The following is a 15,255-nucleotide window of genomic DNA, read 5'->3' on the forward strand; positions in this document are numbered from 1 at the left end:
TAAAAAGACAAGAGTTCTCCTTCATGCTGAAACAGACCATTTTTCGTGAGTACGACATCCGCGGCATCGCCGATGTGGAGATGCTGAGTCCGGATGTGATCGGCCTGGGCCGGGCCCTGGGGACTTTTCTGCTCCGCAATGGGGCGACCAGGATCAACGTCGGCCGGGATGTCCGCCTGAGCGGCCAGAGGTTGAAGGACGCGTTGGTGGAGGGACTGCTGAGCACCGGGTGCCAGGTGACGGATCTGGGCCAGGTGCCGACGCCGGTTCTTTACTATTCAGTGCATTACCTTGGCTCGGAGGCCGGGGTGATGATCACGGGTTCGCATAACCCTTCTGAATACAACGGTTTCAAGACGATGCTGGGGAAGGGCACGATCTACGGCGCCCAGATCCAGGAGGTCTACCGGATTCTGAGGGACGAGGATTTTATCGTCGGGCAGGGCACGCTGAACATGGCAGACGTGATCACCCCCTATGTGGAGGAGATTCCGCGGCAGTTCCAGTTCTCGCGGCGGGTGAAAGTGGTGTTCGACGCCGGCAACGGGGTGGCGGGGCCTACGATGCACCGTTTGCTGGAGAAGCTGGATATCGAGGCGACGGAGATGTTCTTCGAGCCGGACGGGGCGTTCCCGAACCATCACCCGGATCCGACGGTGGAGCACAACCTGGAGATGCTGAAGGCGGAAGTGGCGCGACAGGGCGCCGAGTTGGGCATCGCGTTCGACGGGGACTCGGACCGGATTGGGGCTGTCGACGAGAAGGGCAATGTCATCTGGGGTGACATGCTGATGCTGATCTACGGGCGTGAGATCCTGACGCGCAAGCCGGGGGCTACGTTCATCGGCGAAGTGAAGTGCTCGCAGGTGATGTATGACGAGCTGAACCGGCTGGGCGCGAACGCGATCATGTACAAGACCGGGCATTCGCTGATCAAAGCCAAGATGAAGCAGGAGCATGCGGAACTGGCGGGCGAGATGTCGGGCCACATGTTCTTCGCGGACCGCTACTACGGGTATGACGACGCGCTCTATGCCGCCTGCCGGCTGATCGAGATCGTGGCGGATTCCGGCAAGCCGCTGTCGGCGCAGACGGACGGGCTGCCGAAGATGGTGTTCACGCCGGAGCTGCGGGTGGATTGTGCGGATGAGCTGAAGTTCCAGGTGGTGGACCGGGTGAAGGCGCATTTCCAGGCGATCCGGCCGACGGTGGACGTGGACGGGGTGCGAATCCTGTTTGATGAAGGCTGGGGTCTGGTGCGCGGTTCGAATACGCAGCCGATTCTGGTGCTGCGGTTTGAGGCGACCACGCAAGAGAAGCTGGAGGAGTACCGCCGGACTGTCGAGGCTGTGGTGGAAGAGGCCAAAACGGCCGTCGGGGCGTAGGGTTCAGCCCGCGGGGCTGCCGGCGAGTTCGCGGCGGACCCAGAGGCGGGCTACGGCCCACTCGCGCTTCACGGTGGCTACGGAGAGGTTCAGGGCTTCGGCCGTTTCCTCGATGCTGAGGCCGGCGAAATAGCGTAGTTCCACGATCTGCATCTGGCGCGGGTCGACGTCTTTGAGGCGCGAGAGGGCCTGGTCGAGGGTGAGGATGTCGACCATCTGGCGGTCGCTCACAGCGGCGGCGCCCGGGTCCGGCAAAACGCCGGAGGAATCGCGGCGAGCGGCGTTGCGGGCTTCGGCGTAGTTCACCAGGACGCGGCGCATCATGCTGGCGGCGACACCCAGGAACTGCGCGCGGTTGCTCCAGTCGACGGTCTGCTGGCCAATGAGGCGCATGTAGGCTTCGTGGACCAGGGCCGTGGGCTGCAGGGTGTGGCCGTCGCGCTCGCGGCTGAGGTAGGCGCGGGCGAGGCGGCGCAGTTCCTCGTAGACGAGGGGCAGCAACCGGTCGAGCGCGGACTTGTCGCCGGCTGTGTGCAGGGCCAGAAGCTGGGTGACGTCGTCCACGCCCAGATTCTAGCGTTTTCGTGAGCCAGTTTGTCCAGATTCCCTGCGTTAGCATTCGTGACGCAAAGAACACCTTTTGTCCTACTCGTATTCGGAGCAATCGCACTGGCCCAGGCGCCGCCCACGGGGCTGACGGTGGTGGAGGCCACCAAGTCGGCTGTCTCGCTGAAGTGGGCGGCGGGGGACGATACCGCCACGTCGTATGTGGTGGAACGCAAACCGTTGAATGGAGAGTATGGTCCGGCGCTCACCATCCTGGAGTCTACCGGAAGGGACACCGTGATCGACTCCTATGCCACCTATGTCTACCGGGTGCGCGCGGTGAAAGACCAGAACCTGTCAGACCCTTCCAATGAGGTGACGGTGGGTCCGCCGCCGGTGGGCTTGCAGGTGATTGTGCCGGAGCCGGAAGACGGCTCGGCCAGCTATGTGGGGCGGAGCCTTGCGCAGGCTTTCGATGCCAACGGCGACCCGGCCCTGGCTTACCTGATCGACGATCCCAACCAGGATGGCGACTACTCCGATTCCACATTGTGGTTTCTGAGCTGGAACCGCGCGCTGTACAAGTGGAACGACGCGGTCCAGGTCGCGGTGGTGGGCATTGTCAGCGGCGCGGCGCATTCGATTCCGCCCATCTCGCTGGCCCACGACGATTCGGACAACACGTGGGCGATCGCGCATGCGACGCAACTGATGGAGGGCGCGTCGATGATCGAAGTTCACTTTTCGCGCGACAACGGGTTGAGCTGGAGCCGGCAACTGGTGGCGTCGGACCCGCAGAACGCGGTGAGCGCGCCTGCGATGGTGATGACGGGCGGTATCGCGCATATCGCCTGGTATCACGACTACAACGGGGTGCGCTACGCACAAGGGAAGCTGGTGGCGGAGGCTGCGCCGTTCGACAACAGCGTGGTGCCGTTCCTGCCGGGGTCGAGCAGCGCGACGCCGTATCTGAGCATGGCTCTGGACGCGAACAACAATCCGGGACTGGCGATGATCGGCAACGACGACTCGAACGGCTACAACCGGCTGGTGGGGTTCTGGCGGCCGGGCACGGATCCGGTGCTGGTGACGACGAGCAACGGGTATCAGATCGACGATCCGCAGATCCGGCTCGCGTTTGCGGGCGTGATGCCACGGGTGTTGACCACGTTGCGGCGGGATGACAACTACTACTCCGACTACAATCACGCGCTGTGGCTGTCGCGGTCGGATGACGGCGGGACGACGTGGGCGGAGGCGGTGAACATCCCGTCTGACGGCTCCCGCTCGCTGGATCCTTCGATCGACCATGCCTACGGCTCGGCAGGGCAGGGCGCCCTGGTGGCCGAATCGAACGGCGGGAGCCTGGACGGGGTGCAATGCGGGGAGCCGAAGCTTTCACGGTCGGACGACCTGGTGAACTGGAGCACATGCGGGCCCGCTCCGCTGGGTACGCCGAACACGTCGGCCGCTTTTCCGACGGTCCGCTTCGCGGGTAACGACAAGCTATATGTCGCGTTTCTGAACTTGGCTTATGGGGACGATGCGCTGCCGCGCGGAGTGGTGCTGTGGCGGGAGCCGTTTTAGAAGAGCTCCGGGCGCAGTACCCTAACGGGAATGGACACGCGGCGGTGGCTGGAAGTGAAGTCTGTGCTGGGCGAGGCGCTGGATCGCCCGGCCGGCGCGCGGGCCGCGTATCTGTCTGAGGCGTGCGCCGGAGATGCAGGGTTGCGGGCCGAGGTGGAGGCGTTGCTGGCGTACGAGCAGGAGGCGGATCTGCCGCCCCTGTTCGCCGGCGACGCGAGCCCGCACCGGTTGGGGCCGTGGCGGATCCTCAGGGAACTGGGCCGCGGCGGGATGGGCGTCGTGTACCTGGCGGAGCGCGACGATCAGCTGTATGAGAAGCGTGTCGCGATCAAGCTGATCGACAGTGCGGTGCAGCCGGAGGAGCTGCTGCGGCGGTTCGAGGCGGAGCGCCGGATTCTGGCGCAACTCGAACAGCCAAACATTGCGCGCCTGATCGATGCCGGGATCGGTCCGGACGCGCGTCCCTACTTCGTGCTGGAGTACGTCGACGGTTTGCCGCTGGACGAGTTTGTGCGTGAGGCGGCATGGCCGCTGCGGCGGCGGGTGGAACTGTTTCTGAAGGTGTGCGATGCGCTGAATTACGCGCACCGCCAGTTGATCGTGCACCTCGATCTCAAGCCGGGCAATATCCTGGTGACGGCGGACGGGACTCCGAAGCTGCTGGATTTTGGAGTGGCCCGGATCCTGGACCGGGAGTCCGGCGGTGGGCTGGAGGGCTCTCCCGTGCGGATGCTGACGCAGGCGTATGCCAGCCCGGAGCAGAAGTCCGGGGGCGGGTTGAGCGTGGCGTCCGACGTCTACTCGCTGGGGGTGCTGCTGCGGGAGGTGGTGCAGGGCGAACCGCAGGAGGATCTGGCGTGCATTGCCGGGAAGGCAACCGCGGCGGAACCTGCGGCGCGGTATGCCTCAGTGGAGCAATTGGCGGGCGACCTGGGCCGCTTCCTGCGGGACGAGCCCGTCAGCGCGCATGAGCAGGGGTTTGCCTACCGGGCCGCCAAGTTTGTGCGGCGCCACCAGATGCCTGTGTTGGGCGGCGTGGTGGCGCTGAGCGGGCTGCTAATCGGGCTGTCGTCGGCGATCTATGAGGCGCGGATCGCGAACCGGCGGTTTGACCAGGTGCGGCACATGGCGAACTCGTTTCTGTTCGAGTTTCACGATGCGATCCAGAATCTGCCGGGGTCGACGCAGGCCCGGGCGTTGGTGGTGCAGCGGGCGTTGGAATACCTGGACAGCCTGGTGAAGGAGTCGGGCGGGGATGTGGGGTTGAAGCGGGAGCTGGCGCAGTCGTATCTCAAGATCGGCGATGTCCAGGGGCTGTACTTCGAGGCGAACCTGGGGCAGCAGCGGGAGTCCGAGGCCAGCTACCAGAAGGCGCTGGACCTGTTCCAGGAGATTGCGCGGCAGCGGCCGCTGATGCCGTCGGCGCAGCTGGACCTGGCGGATGCACACATCCGGGTGGCGACTTCGCTGTCGGCGGCCCAACGGCACGCAGAGGCGCTGCGGCATCTGGACCAGGCGATTGCGACGGCGTCGTCGGTGAGATTCAAGATTCCGCCAGTCCGGATCGCGCTGGCGAAGGCGAGTTTCGGGCGAGCCGAGAATCTGGAGGGTTTGGGCCGAATCGACGAGGCCCTGAACGAGCGGCGGAAGACATTGGCGATTCTAGAGGAACTGCGGCAGTCGAGCCCAAAGAATGCGGCCGCGCGGCGCTGGCTGGCGCTGGGGCACAAGCGGTATGGGGCGACGCTGCTCAATCGGGCCGGGGCGGTGGAGCAGGCGCTGGCGGAGATGAGGACGGCCGAGAAGCTGGATGGCGAGACGTTTCGCGCGGATCCGAATAACGCGGTGGCCAAAGGGGATGTGGCGCTGGATGCGCAGTACCTGGCCGCGGCGCTGACACGCAAAGGCGACGTAGAGGCGGCGCGGGCGGAGTGGGGGCGAGCGATCCAGATGCAGGGGGAGCTGGTGCAGGCCGATGGGCGCAATGTGCGGGCGCGGTTCTTCCTGATCAGGGGGCTGCAGGAGTTGGGCGCGCTGGACCGGCAGCGGCGGGCGTGGGTGCAATCGAAGGAGTCTCTGCAGAGGGCGCTGACGCTGGCGCAGGCGATCCGGCCCGGGACGGAGGAGTCGATGGAGCTCGTTGCTGGGTCGGAGGGGCAACTGGGCCGGACGTTGGCGGCTGAGGGGGCGTGCGGGGCAGCGAGGGTCCATCTGGAGGGCGCTCTGGCCGGGTATGCGGATTTGAAGGATCCACGGCGGCTGCCCGCGGTGGGGGCGCAGCGGAAAGAGTTGGCGGCGCTGCTGGCGGGCTGCCGGGGCCAGGGCCGCTGAGCCGCGCGGCATTCACCGCTTATTCACTCCACAGTCGTCAAGACGAGATAACGGGTCTCTACCATGGCCAATTGGCGGCGGCGCGTGTCGCGCCCAGCCTCACTTTGGAAATGGAGAACCCTGTGAACCTGAAACGAGCCCTGCCGGGCGTCCTGATGGTGCTGGCGTGCATGCCTGCGTTCGCGCAGAGCAGCGCTCCGAGTGTGCGCATTCTGTTGCCGGAACATACGCGGCTGCTGGAGAAGCAGCAGGTGGATATCGTGTTGGAAGTGCGGAACGCGACCGCCGTCAGCGGTTTGAAGGTGCTGGCCGGGGGCGTGGATTGGACGTCGAGGTTCAAGGCTCCGGTGAAGGCGGCGCTGGATTGCGATACCTCCAGCGACTGGGTGGTGCGGGCGGACCTGCAGTCGTTTCCGACGCCGGGCCAGGTGAAGCTGGAAGTTTCGATTGCCGCTGACGGCACGACGGTGACGGACACCCGGACGGTGGAAGTGCGCGAGTTCAAGCTGCCGGACGGGCAGGCGCGGAACATCATCCTGTTTATCGGCGATGCGATGGGTACGTCCTATCGGGACGCGGCGCGGCTGGTGTCGCGGGCGATTGTCGACGCCAACGGCAAGAACTCGTTCCGCGACGGCTACTTCGACGATCTGCTGCAGATGGATAAGATGCCGGTGAGCGGCATGTCGATGACCTACGGGACGGACTCGATTGTGCCGGATTCGGCCAATACGGGGACGGCCTGGGCCACGGGGAACAAGAGCTTCCTGAACGCGGTGAACTCGCTGGGCGACGGCACCGACTGCGCGTGGCGCACGACGGGTTTGACCAACGTAGCGACACTGCCGTATATGACGGACAATCCGCGGGTCGAGAATCTTTGGCAGTACCTGAAGCGCCGCTATAGCTACCGGACGGGGATCGTTTCGACGGCGGCGATCACCGATGCGACTCCGGCTGTGGAGGGGGCGTACGTGGCGTATCGCCAGATGCGGCTGGAGATCGCGCGGCAGTATCGCGAGAATCCGATGCTGAACGGGCGTCCGGCGTTTGATGTGATCCTGGGCGGCGGCGCGGATCCGTTCACCGCGGCGGGCCGTACAGATAAGCGCGACCTGATTGGGGAGTTCCAGGCTCTGGGGTACAACTATGTGACGACGGCGTCGCAGCTCAAGAATGTCTACGGGCCTTCGGTGCTGGGCCTGTTCAAGGGTTCGGCCAGCCCGGCTCCGGCGAGCAACGGGATCGCTACGGCTTCGGATGTGAACATGGATGTCGCTTACGACAAGCTGGGCCTGACGCGGCCGGCGTCGGAGCCGACGGCCAACCTGGGCGCGTATCCCGACCAGCCGATGCTGGATGTGATGACGCAGAAGGCGATCGACGTACTGGCGGGCAGCTTCACGCAGGCTCCGTTCATCCTGATGGTGGAAGCGGCGTCGATCGATAAGCAGTCGCACCCGAACCAGGCGGCGGGCGTGTTCTGGGACACGATTGAGTTCGACAAGTCGATTGGCGCGGCTCGCGCGTGGGCGGCGAAGCGGTCACTCAAGGATACGTTGATTGTGGTGACGGCCGATCACGACCAGTCGATGCACATCATCGGGGTCAGCAACACGCCGGATTCCGAGTACTTCGACCGGACGAAGAGCGAGAAGATCTCGTACACGACCTCGCACGGCGACCAGAACTTCACGGTGTGGGGTGACGCGTACTCGAACGCGCGCGCCGGGCTGCCGTTCATCAACACCAGCACGACGGCTTCGAACAACGGCGGGGCGGCGGGCATGCCGGGCAGCTTCGCTTCGACTGACAGCACGAGCGATCCGGCGTCGAGCACCTATTCGACCTACTCCGGGTTGACGGCTTACAAGCTGGATGCGGCGACGGGCTATCCGGTGAACTCAGGGACAGGGCTGCGGCGGCTGGCGGTGGGCTTCCGGACGGGCGACCACACGGGCTCCAGCGTGCCGGTGACGGCGGAGGGTCCGGGCGCGTTCCTCTTCACGGGGTATATGGACCAGACCGATATCTTCTTCAAGATCGCGGCGGCTGTCTCCAGCGATACCTCAGAGGCGGACAAGCTGCTGGACCTGCTGGTGAACGGCAAGTATCCCAAGACGGTCGGAAAGTGATCACGGGGCGACGATGAACAGACTGCTTGTTCTGATGGGGGCGCTGCTGACCGCGGCGCCCCCCGCGCTCTTTTCGGCGGCTGAACCGGCGTCGCGATTGCCTGCGCTGGCGGATCCGCAGGTGAAGGCTGCGGGGGTGGTGTGGCTGACGCTGGAAGAGTCGATGGAGGATGTGGCTCGGAGCCTCGGCCGGCCGGCGCTGGTGGCGGAGTCCGGGGCCGGGCTGGTGTCGTGGCAGTTTCAACTGGGCGAGATCGATCACCACGATTTCTCGCATGTGCTGGTGTTCCGGGCCGCGGACCGGAAGCTGTTGAGCGTGACTCGGAATTATGAGCCGGAACGGAAGGTCGAGGCGCTGTTTCCCGCGGCGGAGACGCGCGCTTATGCTGCGCCGGGGACGGGCGCCTACCACCTGAAGGTGAGGAGGCTGCCGGGCGGGCGCCTGCTGATGGCGATGAGCCTGGCGCAGGCAGGTGCGCCGGTAGGGCAGTTGGTGTTGATGAAGGAGACGGAGGTTGGACGGTTCTATCCGTGGCTGGCGGCGGAACTGGCGGGCGGGCGGTAGGCGCCGACCAGGGGGGCCGCCGTCCCAACGGATTTGTGCCGCCTGGCTTTAGCGGGGTGGGGCGTCGACGCGGCCGGCTAGGGGCCGGACCACGGTGGTGGGTCCGCAGATGCCTACGCCCACTTTCTGCAGCGCCGAGAGGAAGTTGAACAGGACCGCGTAGAGCACCTTTTCGTTCAACGGCTGGCGGCCGGGCAGGCGGAAGTGCGAGGGCAGTTCCTTGAAGACCTGCACGGAGAGCGCGCGGGAGTGGGGCCGGCCTCCGGCATCGCGTTTGTTGGCGACGACGAAGGGGGTTTGCAGAACTCCGCCGGTGCGGCCGTCCACATAGAACTGGCAGCGGGAGAACCAGCCGGTGTTGGTGGGGTCGGAGGCGTCGAAGAGCAGCAGCGGGCCGTCGCGGTCGAGCGCGCTGAGTTCGAGCAGGGAACTGCGCGGCGTGTCGGTCACCTCGCAAACGAACCCGGTTTCCTCGGCTCCCTGGCGAAGCAGGTCCGTGTCGAGTTCCAGGACTACTACCTGATGCGTTCCCGCCTGAAGCAATTGCATTCCCTATCATTCTACCCTGAGGAGATGCCCCGTTACGCCAAATCCCGAGTGCTGGTGCTGTTCGATATTGACGGAACGCTGTTGCGCCGGGCCGGGCCGCATCACCGGCAGGTGCTGGAAGAGGCGGTGTGGCAGGTGGCGGGCGTGCGCGCGACCACTGAGGGGATTCCGGTGCAGGGGATGCTGGATGGCGCGATCCTGCAGTGCATGCTGCGGCAGGCGGGCGTGGCGGAGACCGCTCCGGCGCAGATGCTGGCCATCATGAAGAAGGCGCAGGCGCTGTATGTGCGGCGCTGCCCGGACTTGCGCGAGAAGATCTGTCCCGGGGCTCCTGAACTGCTGGAGCGGCTGGCGGCGGGTGGGGCGGTAGTCGGACTGGTGACGGGGAACTTATCGCGGATCGGATGGCGGAAGATGACCCAGGCTGGCTTGCGGGCCCACTTTCGCTTTGGAGCGTTCGCCGAGCAGGCGGAGACGCGGGCGGAGCTTGCGGGGTTGGCGCTGCAGGAGGCCCGGCGGCGCGCCTGGCTGGATACGCCCATGGTGGCGACGCTGATTGGCGATCATCCGAACGACATCCTGGCGGCGCGCGCCAACGGACTGCGCAGCGTGGCGGTCGGGACGGGTGTCGTACCATTGGAGGAGCTTGCGCAACACCGTCCGGACATCCTGGTGCCCGACTTGCGCGCCCTGAAACTGGAGCAACTAATTTGCGCGGATTAGTGATTGTGCTGCTGGCTGCGGCCTGCCTGGGCGGCTGCCGGCGGAATGCAGGCGAGCAACCCAAGGTGATCCTGGACGCCATTCTGATGGATGGATCCGGGCGGCCACCCGTTTCCAGCTCGGTCGTGGTGGTGCAGGACGGGGTGGTGAAGGCGTTCGGCGACAGGGCCCAGACCCCGATTCCCCCCGACGGCGTCGAGTTCCACGTGCCGGGCAAGTTCATCTTTCCGTCGGACCCGGCCGCGCCGCTGCGGGTGGGCGGACCGGCCAACCTATTGATTGTGAAAGTGAACCCGGCCAGCGATCCGGACTATGCCAAGAAGACCAGCGGCCGCATGACGAACGGCCACTGGGATCAGTATCCGCAATAGGCGGAGTTTAGGGGAGAACCCGGAAGGGTTGCTGGACTTCCTGAGGACGGTTGCCGCGGGCGTTCATCTGGCCGATTTTAGCGGAGGCGCGGAAGATGGCGCCGACGGGGATGATGCCGCCGAGTTTGAAGTCGGCTACGGCGCCCAGCACCATCGAGGCGATGCAGCCGCAGGCGGAGCAATCCGGATTGCCACCGAACTGGCAGGGCGTAATCTCGGTTTTGAGATCGGCGGAGACGGTTTGGGTGGTCTGCGCGAAGACGCAATCGGACGGGCTGGACGGCGGGGTGGCGAACTGTTTGATCAGCCGTTCCGGCATGTCGAGCTTGGGGAATTGCTTGCGCAACTGCAGGAGATCCGTGATGACCTGGGCGCGTTCGGCCTTGGTGAGCATCTCCGGCAGGTCGTCGCCGATCTGCGGGGTAAACAGGCTGAACCAGATTTTGCGGATTTCGTCGCGCGGGGCCCAGAACTCCAGGAACTCCTTGAGGTAGCCGGGGCGCTTCATCATCTGGCCGGTGATGGTGCAGTGGACGGTGATGCGCTGGCCCTGGATGTTCTTGAGGATGCGGTCGTAAGTGGCGGGCGTGCGACGGACGTCGTGCTCCTCGCGCAGGCCGTCGATGGAGACGACGACGTTCAGGCGGGGCAGGTCGACCCAGCCGGCCGGGAGCGTGCGGAAGGCGCTGGTGACGATCTGGACGTGGATGCCGCGGTCGAGCAGCAGGGGCACCATCTGCTCCAGTTCGCGATAGCGAACGAGCGGGTCACCCCCCACAATTGACAGATGTAACGGTTTTAGGCGATCCACGACGCCCATGACACCGTCGACGAGAGCCTGGCCTTTGCGGTCAGCCAGTTCCCGCAGGGTGACTCCTCCACCGAGGTGGGATTCGTCGTAGGCGTAACAGCCGGGACAACGCAGCGGGCACTCACGGGTAATTTCGATCGATAGGGTTGGGCGATTTCCCTTTAGAATCATGCCCCAGGCTTGCACTACGTGTTTCGTCTGCACCCGGCTTCACTCCTTCAACAATTTTGTCCAGGAAAGCTATAGGACAGACTCACTCGGCCTCGGACGGAGAAGAAAAGGCCAATGTAAAGGCCATTGAAATGTTCATGATTGGTCACGTGAGCTGCGGGTTTATACCCGCTTATTCCTATTGGATGCGTCGCATGACGGTTTTGTTTCAGAGCTTTGGCAACAGGGAAATCACACCTTGGGAGGGGCTGGGGATGACATGCGCCGCGACGAGCTTGCCAAGGCCCTCGACCTTCTTTTTGCCGGCTTCCACAGCGGCGGAAACGGCCGCCACGTCGCCTTTGATGATCACCGTGATGTAGCCGCCGCCCAGTTTCTCGCGGGCCAGAACCTCGACGGCCGCGGTTTTGAGCGCGGTGTCGATGGCCTCGAAGACTGCCGTAAAGCCCTGGGTTTCAATCAATCCGACGGCGAAACCTGCCTGTTGATCCACGACTTTCTCCTTTTGTTTTGCGCTACCGGGCACTTGCACTGTTGCCTGCGAGAACAGCGGGTTGAAATCCGGCAGGGCTTCGTAGGCTGCCGGGGCCCCTTCGTGCGGCGCGGCGATGACGTCCGCGACGATCTCAACCATCATTTTTCCAGCAATTTGGCGGGCTGCGGCGGCGGCCGACTGCACATCGCCCAACGGTCCGATGACCTTGAGGCAGACGCCGGGCTGGTCGTTCAATTCCGCCTGGAGGACACGGACAGACCCTGTCTTCTCCATGGCGTCCAGAATCACCATGGCCGGCGACCAGCCGCCTACCTCAATCAATGCTAGGGCTTCCGGCAGATCAGACCCCGTTCTTCGAGCTGCTCGACGATCTCGAGCGCGATTTGCGTAATGCGATCCCGCTCTGACTTGCCGGTGCGCGGGGCACACCCGCCGGCGGGCGGTTCGACGATGCCGGAATCGGCCAGCATGCAGCGCAGGGTACGGGCCAGGGCGGCTTTGTTCTCATCCTGCTTGGGCGTGGAGGGTTGGCGGCCCTGACCGAAGTCGAACCCGCGAAGGGCCGCGCCGGCGCGGAAGCCGTCGGGGAACTCGAACGGGTAGAGCATGAGATCGAACAGTTCCAGAATGGTCGTCTGGAGCTTGAGGGCGTCGTTCCACTGGCCGGAGACGGTGAGGTCGTAGAGCTTGCGCATGAGCTCCGGCGCGACGTTGCTGGTGGCATTGGTGCCGCCGTCGGCGCCGATCATCAGCATGGGCGCGAGGACGACGTCCCAGCCGGTGAGGAAGGTGAAGTCCGGGCGGTTGGGGCGAACAGCGGCAATCATGCGCAGCATGAAGGCGACGTCGCCGGTGGAGTCCTTGATCCCGATGATGCGCTCGAACTCGGAGAGCCGCTGGATGGTGGGCACGTCGATGGGGCTGGCGAACATGGGGATGTTGTACAGCGTGACATCGATGGGCGAATTCTTGGCGATTTCGGCGAAGTGGGCGTAGAGCGACTCTGGCCCGAGCTTGTAGTAGAACGGCGAGACGATGGCCACGGCGCGGGCGCCGTATCCGGCGTAGGTTTCGCAGGCCTTGAGCGTCTCGCGGATGTTGGCTTCAGCGGCACCGGCCAGTACCGGGACGCGGCCTTTGGCGACCTCGCAGGTGATGCGGGCGATGCGCTGGCGCTCCTCGGCGGTGAAGCGGGTGAACTCGCCGGTGGAGCCGTTCGGATAGAGACCGTGGACGCCCTTGTCGATCAGCCAGGACAGGAAGCGCCGCATCTCGGCTTCGTTGATTTGACCCTTCTCATCCACCGGGACGAGGGTTGGGGTGAAGACGCCTTTCAGTTTCACTTCCATCCACGATATCAAGTTCCGGCACAGGACAAGAAACTACTGCTGCGGTGGCTTTTCCTTGAGCTTGTCTTCGGGGATGGGGTCCGCGCTGGTGTCGAAGGTGATGGACGATTCGGCGCCGAACTTGCGGTAGTTGCGGAACTGGACTTCGTTCTTCACCAGGATTTTGCCTTCGCGCATCTGCATCTCGGAGCGCAACGGCAGCAGGAACTGGTTGTTCGAGATGGAGGTGAAGTCGTAGTCGAGCATCGTGGTGGCGACCTGGATGGGGAACGAGACCGGAATGTTCTCGGCTTCGAGGGTGACGCGCAGGACGATGGGGGTGGTCTTGTCCACGTAGAGCAGGCCCTTGTAGCCGGGCACGATCTCCATCTGGCGCTGCCAGGAGACATGCCACTTCGAGTGCGACTGGCTGACGCGGTAGGAGTAGACGTGGACGAGGTTGCCGCGCAGCTTGGCCCAGCGTTCCCAATGGAATTCGGCCTCGGTGGAGGGCTCGAAGATCTCGCGCAGCATACTGCCGAATTCACCGCTGGAGGTGGCGCCGCCGAGCTTATCGCGATCCATCTCGGTGAGGTTGCCGTTGACGGAGATGAGTTTGTAGTTTTCCTTCTGCTCGAAGTAGCTGAGGCGCTCGATCACGCGGTCGACCATATGGAACATCTCCAGGCCGGAGGGGTCGACGTAGCGCTGGGTGACCTGGGTGCAGATAAAGTCCGGCAGGCGCTTGGTGTAGTTGAGTGCGACTTCGCGGGCTTCCTCAATCACCTTCGCCTGTTCTTCAGAGCTGGGCGGCGGCATGGGCGGGGGCGGAGGCGCCTTGGCGACCACGGGATCCTTTGGCGGCTTCGACATGGCGGCGGTGGAGGTCACCAGGGCCTGCAAAGCCTCCGATGTCCGGGCGCCGATCCCCTCACCCTGCATTTCCTCAAGGTCGCGAGCCGTGAATTGCTCAGTCAGCTTCACGTTTTTCAGATAGTCGGCGACCTGTTTGTCGGGGTGCTTGAGCTGGATGGACGAGCGGAGGAACGACTTCAACTGGCCCACGGTCAACCGCATGCCCTGACCGAAGGTGAGGGCGGCCGCCAGACAGAACACAAGTAGAGAGCGTAGGCTCATGCCATTAGAATAGACGCCGCTTGCGGCCCGCGGGTTGTGCCGGATTCGACGGGCCGAGCGCTTTTTCGATAGCCGCGGTGGCGATGGGCGCCATGATCCGGTAGCCGCTGGGGTTGGGGTGCAGGCCGTCATCCGCCAGATTCGGGGCGAGTTGTCCATCGGCGCCGGCCATGATGGGGTAGTAGTCCAGATAGGTGTAGCCGCGCTTTTCGCACAGCGCCTGCAGCCACTTGTTCATCTCCAGGATGGCGGCGGGCGGGCGGAGTTTGGTGCGCTCCCACATGGGATTCACCTTCTTGTGGTGATCGGATACGGGGAGGATGCTGGCCAGGATCACCTTGATCTTGTGGAGGTCGGCGAGGTCGCAGATCATCGTCAGGTTGTTCTGGATGACGGCCGGATTGACGCCGCGCCCGATGTCGTTGGTGCCGGCCAGGATCACGACGGCGGCGGGCTTCAGTTGGACCACATCGGCCTGGAAGCGGGCCAGCATCTGGCTGGTGATCTGGCCGCTGATGCCGCGATTGACATAATCCTTGCCGGAAAAGTACTCGTTCAAGCGCCAGAAGTCGGTGATGGAGTCGCCCAGGAAGACGACGCGCGGATTCTTCGGATCGGGCGCGGTGAGCGAGGCGTTGGCATCGCGGTAGCGTGCCGTTTCGTCGCGGTCCGGCGACCTCAGTTCGGCTTGCAGGGAGGCGATCTGCTGCTGGAAGTAGAGTTCGATCCGGCCCAGGTTATCGCGCAGTTCGGCCAGCTGCTGGCGGCCGATCTCCGGGAAAGGCACCGGCTTGGGCACCGTGTCGGAGATGAGGACGAAGGCCCGGAGATTGGTCATGAACCGGTAGTGGAGTTGCGGGTTCCGGATGCCGAGAAACTTCAGGCTCTCGAGCGTCTGGCGCATGTTCTCCGCCAAGGGAACACCGGCCCGGCCGAGTTCGGGGCTGGCCACTCCGCTGGCCTCAATCAACTGCAGGCAGCGTTCATACAGGACCATTACCTGTTGATCATCCGGTACCGCGGAGGCCGCACCCTGCGGCTGGGCGGCCAGTGGCAGAACGGCCGCCAGGAATGTACACATGGCAATCCTCAGCATGAACAATTGTCCCTCTTCTCCGGC

At 64.5% G+C, this 15,255-nt stretch carries 14 protein-coding genes; 7 read left to right on the forward strand and 7 right to left on the reverse strand.

Translation table 11 applies throughout. The features are described from left to right. Nucleotides 1-23: 23 nt before the first annotated feature. Entirely contained in the window at nucleotides 24-1,385 is a 1,362-nt protein-coding gene (locus IRI77_RS30205) for a phosphomannomutase/phosphoglucomutase (protein ID WP_194448676.1), read from the forward strand. 3 nt (nucleotides 1,386-1,388) lie between these two features. On the opposite strand, the gene IRI77_RS30210 is transcribed toward IRI77_RS30205, so the two are convergent. Next, the gene (locus tag IRI77_RS30210; protein WP_194448677.1) at nucleotides 1,389-1,949 is read right to left on the reverse strand and encodes an ECF-type sigma factor; all 561 of its coding nucleotides are present in this window, start codon (nucleotides 1,947-1,949) and stop codon (nucleotides 1,389-1,391) included. 57 nt (nucleotides 1,950-2,006) lie between these two features. On the opposite strand from IRI77_RS30210, the gene IRI77_RS30215 reads away from it, so the two are divergent. The 4 genes from IRI77_RS30215 to IRI77_RS30230 all read left to right on the forward strand — a co-directional run bounded on the left by IRI77_RS30215 (nucleotide 2,007) and on the right by IRI77_RS30230 (nucleotide 8,549). After that, a complete protein-coding gene (locus IRI77_RS30215; protein ID WP_194448678.1) occupies nucleotides 2,007-3,518 on the forward strand; it encodes a fibronectin type III domain-containing protein in 1,512 nt (503 codons plus the stop codon). A 30-nt stretch (nucleotides 3,519-3,548) separates the two neighbouring features. Further along, the gene (locus tag IRI77_RS30220; RefSeq protein ID WP_194448679.1) at nucleotides 3,549-5,849 is read left to right on the forward strand and encodes a serine/threonine-protein kinase; all 2,301 of its coding nucleotides are present in this window, start codon (nucleotides 3,549-3,551) and stop codon (nucleotides 5,847-5,849) included. 122 nt (nucleotides 5,850-5,971) lie between these two features. Further along, entirely contained in the window at nucleotides 5,972-7,984 is a 2,013-nt protein-coding gene (locus IRI77_RS30225; protein WP_194448680.1) for an alkaline phosphatase, read from the forward strand. 13 nt (nucleotides 7,985-7,997) lie between these two features. Continuing rightward, nucleotides 7,998-8,549: a hypothetical protein gene (locus IRI77_RS30230; RefSeq protein ID WP_194448681.1), complete on the forward strand. Its 552-nt coding sequence runs from the start codon at nucleotides 7,998-8,000 to the stop codon at nucleotides 8,547-8,549. A gap of 48 nt (nucleotides 8,550-8,597) precedes the next feature. On the opposite strand, the gene IRI77_RS30235 is transcribed toward IRI77_RS30230, so the two are convergent. Next, complete coding sequence (locus IRI77_RS30235) at nucleotides 8,598-9,098, reverse strand: hypothetical protein (protein ID WP_194448682.1); 501 nt, start codon at nucleotides 9,096-9,098, stop codon at nucleotides 8,598-8,600. On the opposite strand from IRI77_RS30235, the gene IRI77_RS30240 reads away from it, so the two are divergent. Beyond that, entirely contained in the window at nucleotides 9,093-9,821 is a 729-nt protein-coding gene (locus tag IRI77_RS30240) for an HAD family hydrolase (RefSeq protein WP_194448683.1), read from the forward strand. The two genes, IRI77_RS30235 and IRI77_RS30240, sit on opposite strands and share 6 nt — an antisense overlap. Further along, nucleotides 9,809-10,192 carry a hypothetical protein gene (locus IRI77_RS30245; protein ID WP_194448684.1) on the forward strand — a complete coding sequence of 128 codons (384 nt, stop codon included), beginning with the start codon at nucleotides 9,809-9,811 and terminating at the stop codon, nucleotides 10,190-10,192. Before IRI77_RS30240 ends, IRI77_RS30245 begins: the two co-directional genes overlap by 13 nt. Nucleotides 10,193-10,199: 7 nt before the next feature. On the opposite strand, the gene IRI77_RS30250 is transcribed toward IRI77_RS30245, so the two are convergent. From IRI77_RS30250 to IRI77_RS30270, 5 genes are all read right to left on the reverse strand, one after another. Then, a complete protein-coding gene (locus IRI77_RS30250; RefSeq protein ID WP_194448685.1) occupies nucleotides 10,200-11,207 on the reverse strand; it encodes a radical SAM protein in 1,008 nt (335 codons plus the stop codon). Between the two features lie 175 nt (nucleotides 11,208-11,382). Continuing rightward, nucleotides 11,383-11,961, reverse strand: coding sequence for a BMC domain-containing protein (locus IRI77_RS30255; RefSeq protein WP_194448686.1), 579 nt, complete (start codon nucleotides 11,959-11,961; stop codon nucleotides 11,383-11,385). 32 nt (nucleotides 11,962-11,993) lie between these two features. Further along, a complete protein-coding gene (locus IRI77_RS30260; RefSeq protein ID WP_194448687.1) occupies nucleotides 11,994-13,019 on the reverse strand; it encodes a dihydrodipicolinate synthase family protein in 1,026 nt (341 codons plus the stop codon). A gap of 33 nt (nucleotides 13,020-13,052) precedes the next feature. Next, a complete protein-coding gene (locus tag IRI77_RS30265) occupies nucleotides 13,053-14,135 on the reverse strand; it encodes a hypothetical protein (RefSeq protein WP_194448688.1) in 1,083 nt (360 codons plus the stop codon). A 4-nt stretch (nucleotides 14,136-14,139) separates the two neighbouring features. Beyond that, entirely contained in the window at nucleotides 14,140-15,216 is a 1,077-nt protein-coding gene (locus IRI77_RS30270) for a GDSL-type esterase/lipase family protein (RefSeq protein ID WP_194448689.1), read from the reverse strand. Nucleotides 15,217-15,255 lie beyond the last annotated feature (39 nt).

This window comes from Paludibaculum fermentans (assembly GCF_015277775.1).
Taxonomy (GTDB): Bacteria; Acidobacteriota; Terriglobia; order Bryobacterales; family Bryobacteraceae; genus Paludibaculum; species Paludibaculum fermentans.

Excerpts from the sequence above, each read along its gene's own strand:
- IRI77_RS30205 (WP_194448676.1), top strand. The coding sequence starts at position 24 with ATGCTGAAACAGACCATTTTTCGTGAGTACGACATCCGCGGCATCGCC.
- IRI77_RS30220 (WP_194448679.1), top strand. The coding sequence starts at position 3,549 with ATGGACACGCGGCGGTGGCTGGAAGTGAAGTCTGTGCTGGGCGAGGCG.
- IRI77_RS30230 (WP_194448681.1), top strand. The coding sequence starts at position 7,998 with ATGAACAGACTGCTTGTTCTGATGGGGGCGCTGCTGACCGCGGCGCCC.
- IRI77_RS30235 (WP_194448682.1), bottom strand. The coding sequence starts at position 9,098 with ATGCAATTGCTTCAGGCGGGAACGCATCAGGTAGTAGTCCTGGAACTC.
- IRI77_RS30255 (WP_194448686.1), bottom strand. The coding sequence starts at position 11,961 with ATGGTGATTCTGGACGCCATGGAGAAGACAGGGTCTGTCCGTGTCCTC.
- IRI77_RS30260 (WP_194448687.1), bottom strand. The coding sequence starts at position 13,019 with ATGGAAGTGAAACTGAAAGGCGTCTTCACCCCAACCCTCGTCCCGGTG.
- IRI77_RS30265 (WP_194448688.1), bottom strand. The coding sequence starts at position 14,135 with ATGAGCCTACGCTCTCTACTTGTGTTCTGTCTGGCGGCCGCCCTCACC.
- IRI77_RS30270 (WP_194448689.1), bottom strand. The coding sequence starts at position 15,216 with ATGTGTACATTCCTGGCGGCCGTTCTGCCACTGGCCGCCCAGCCGCAG.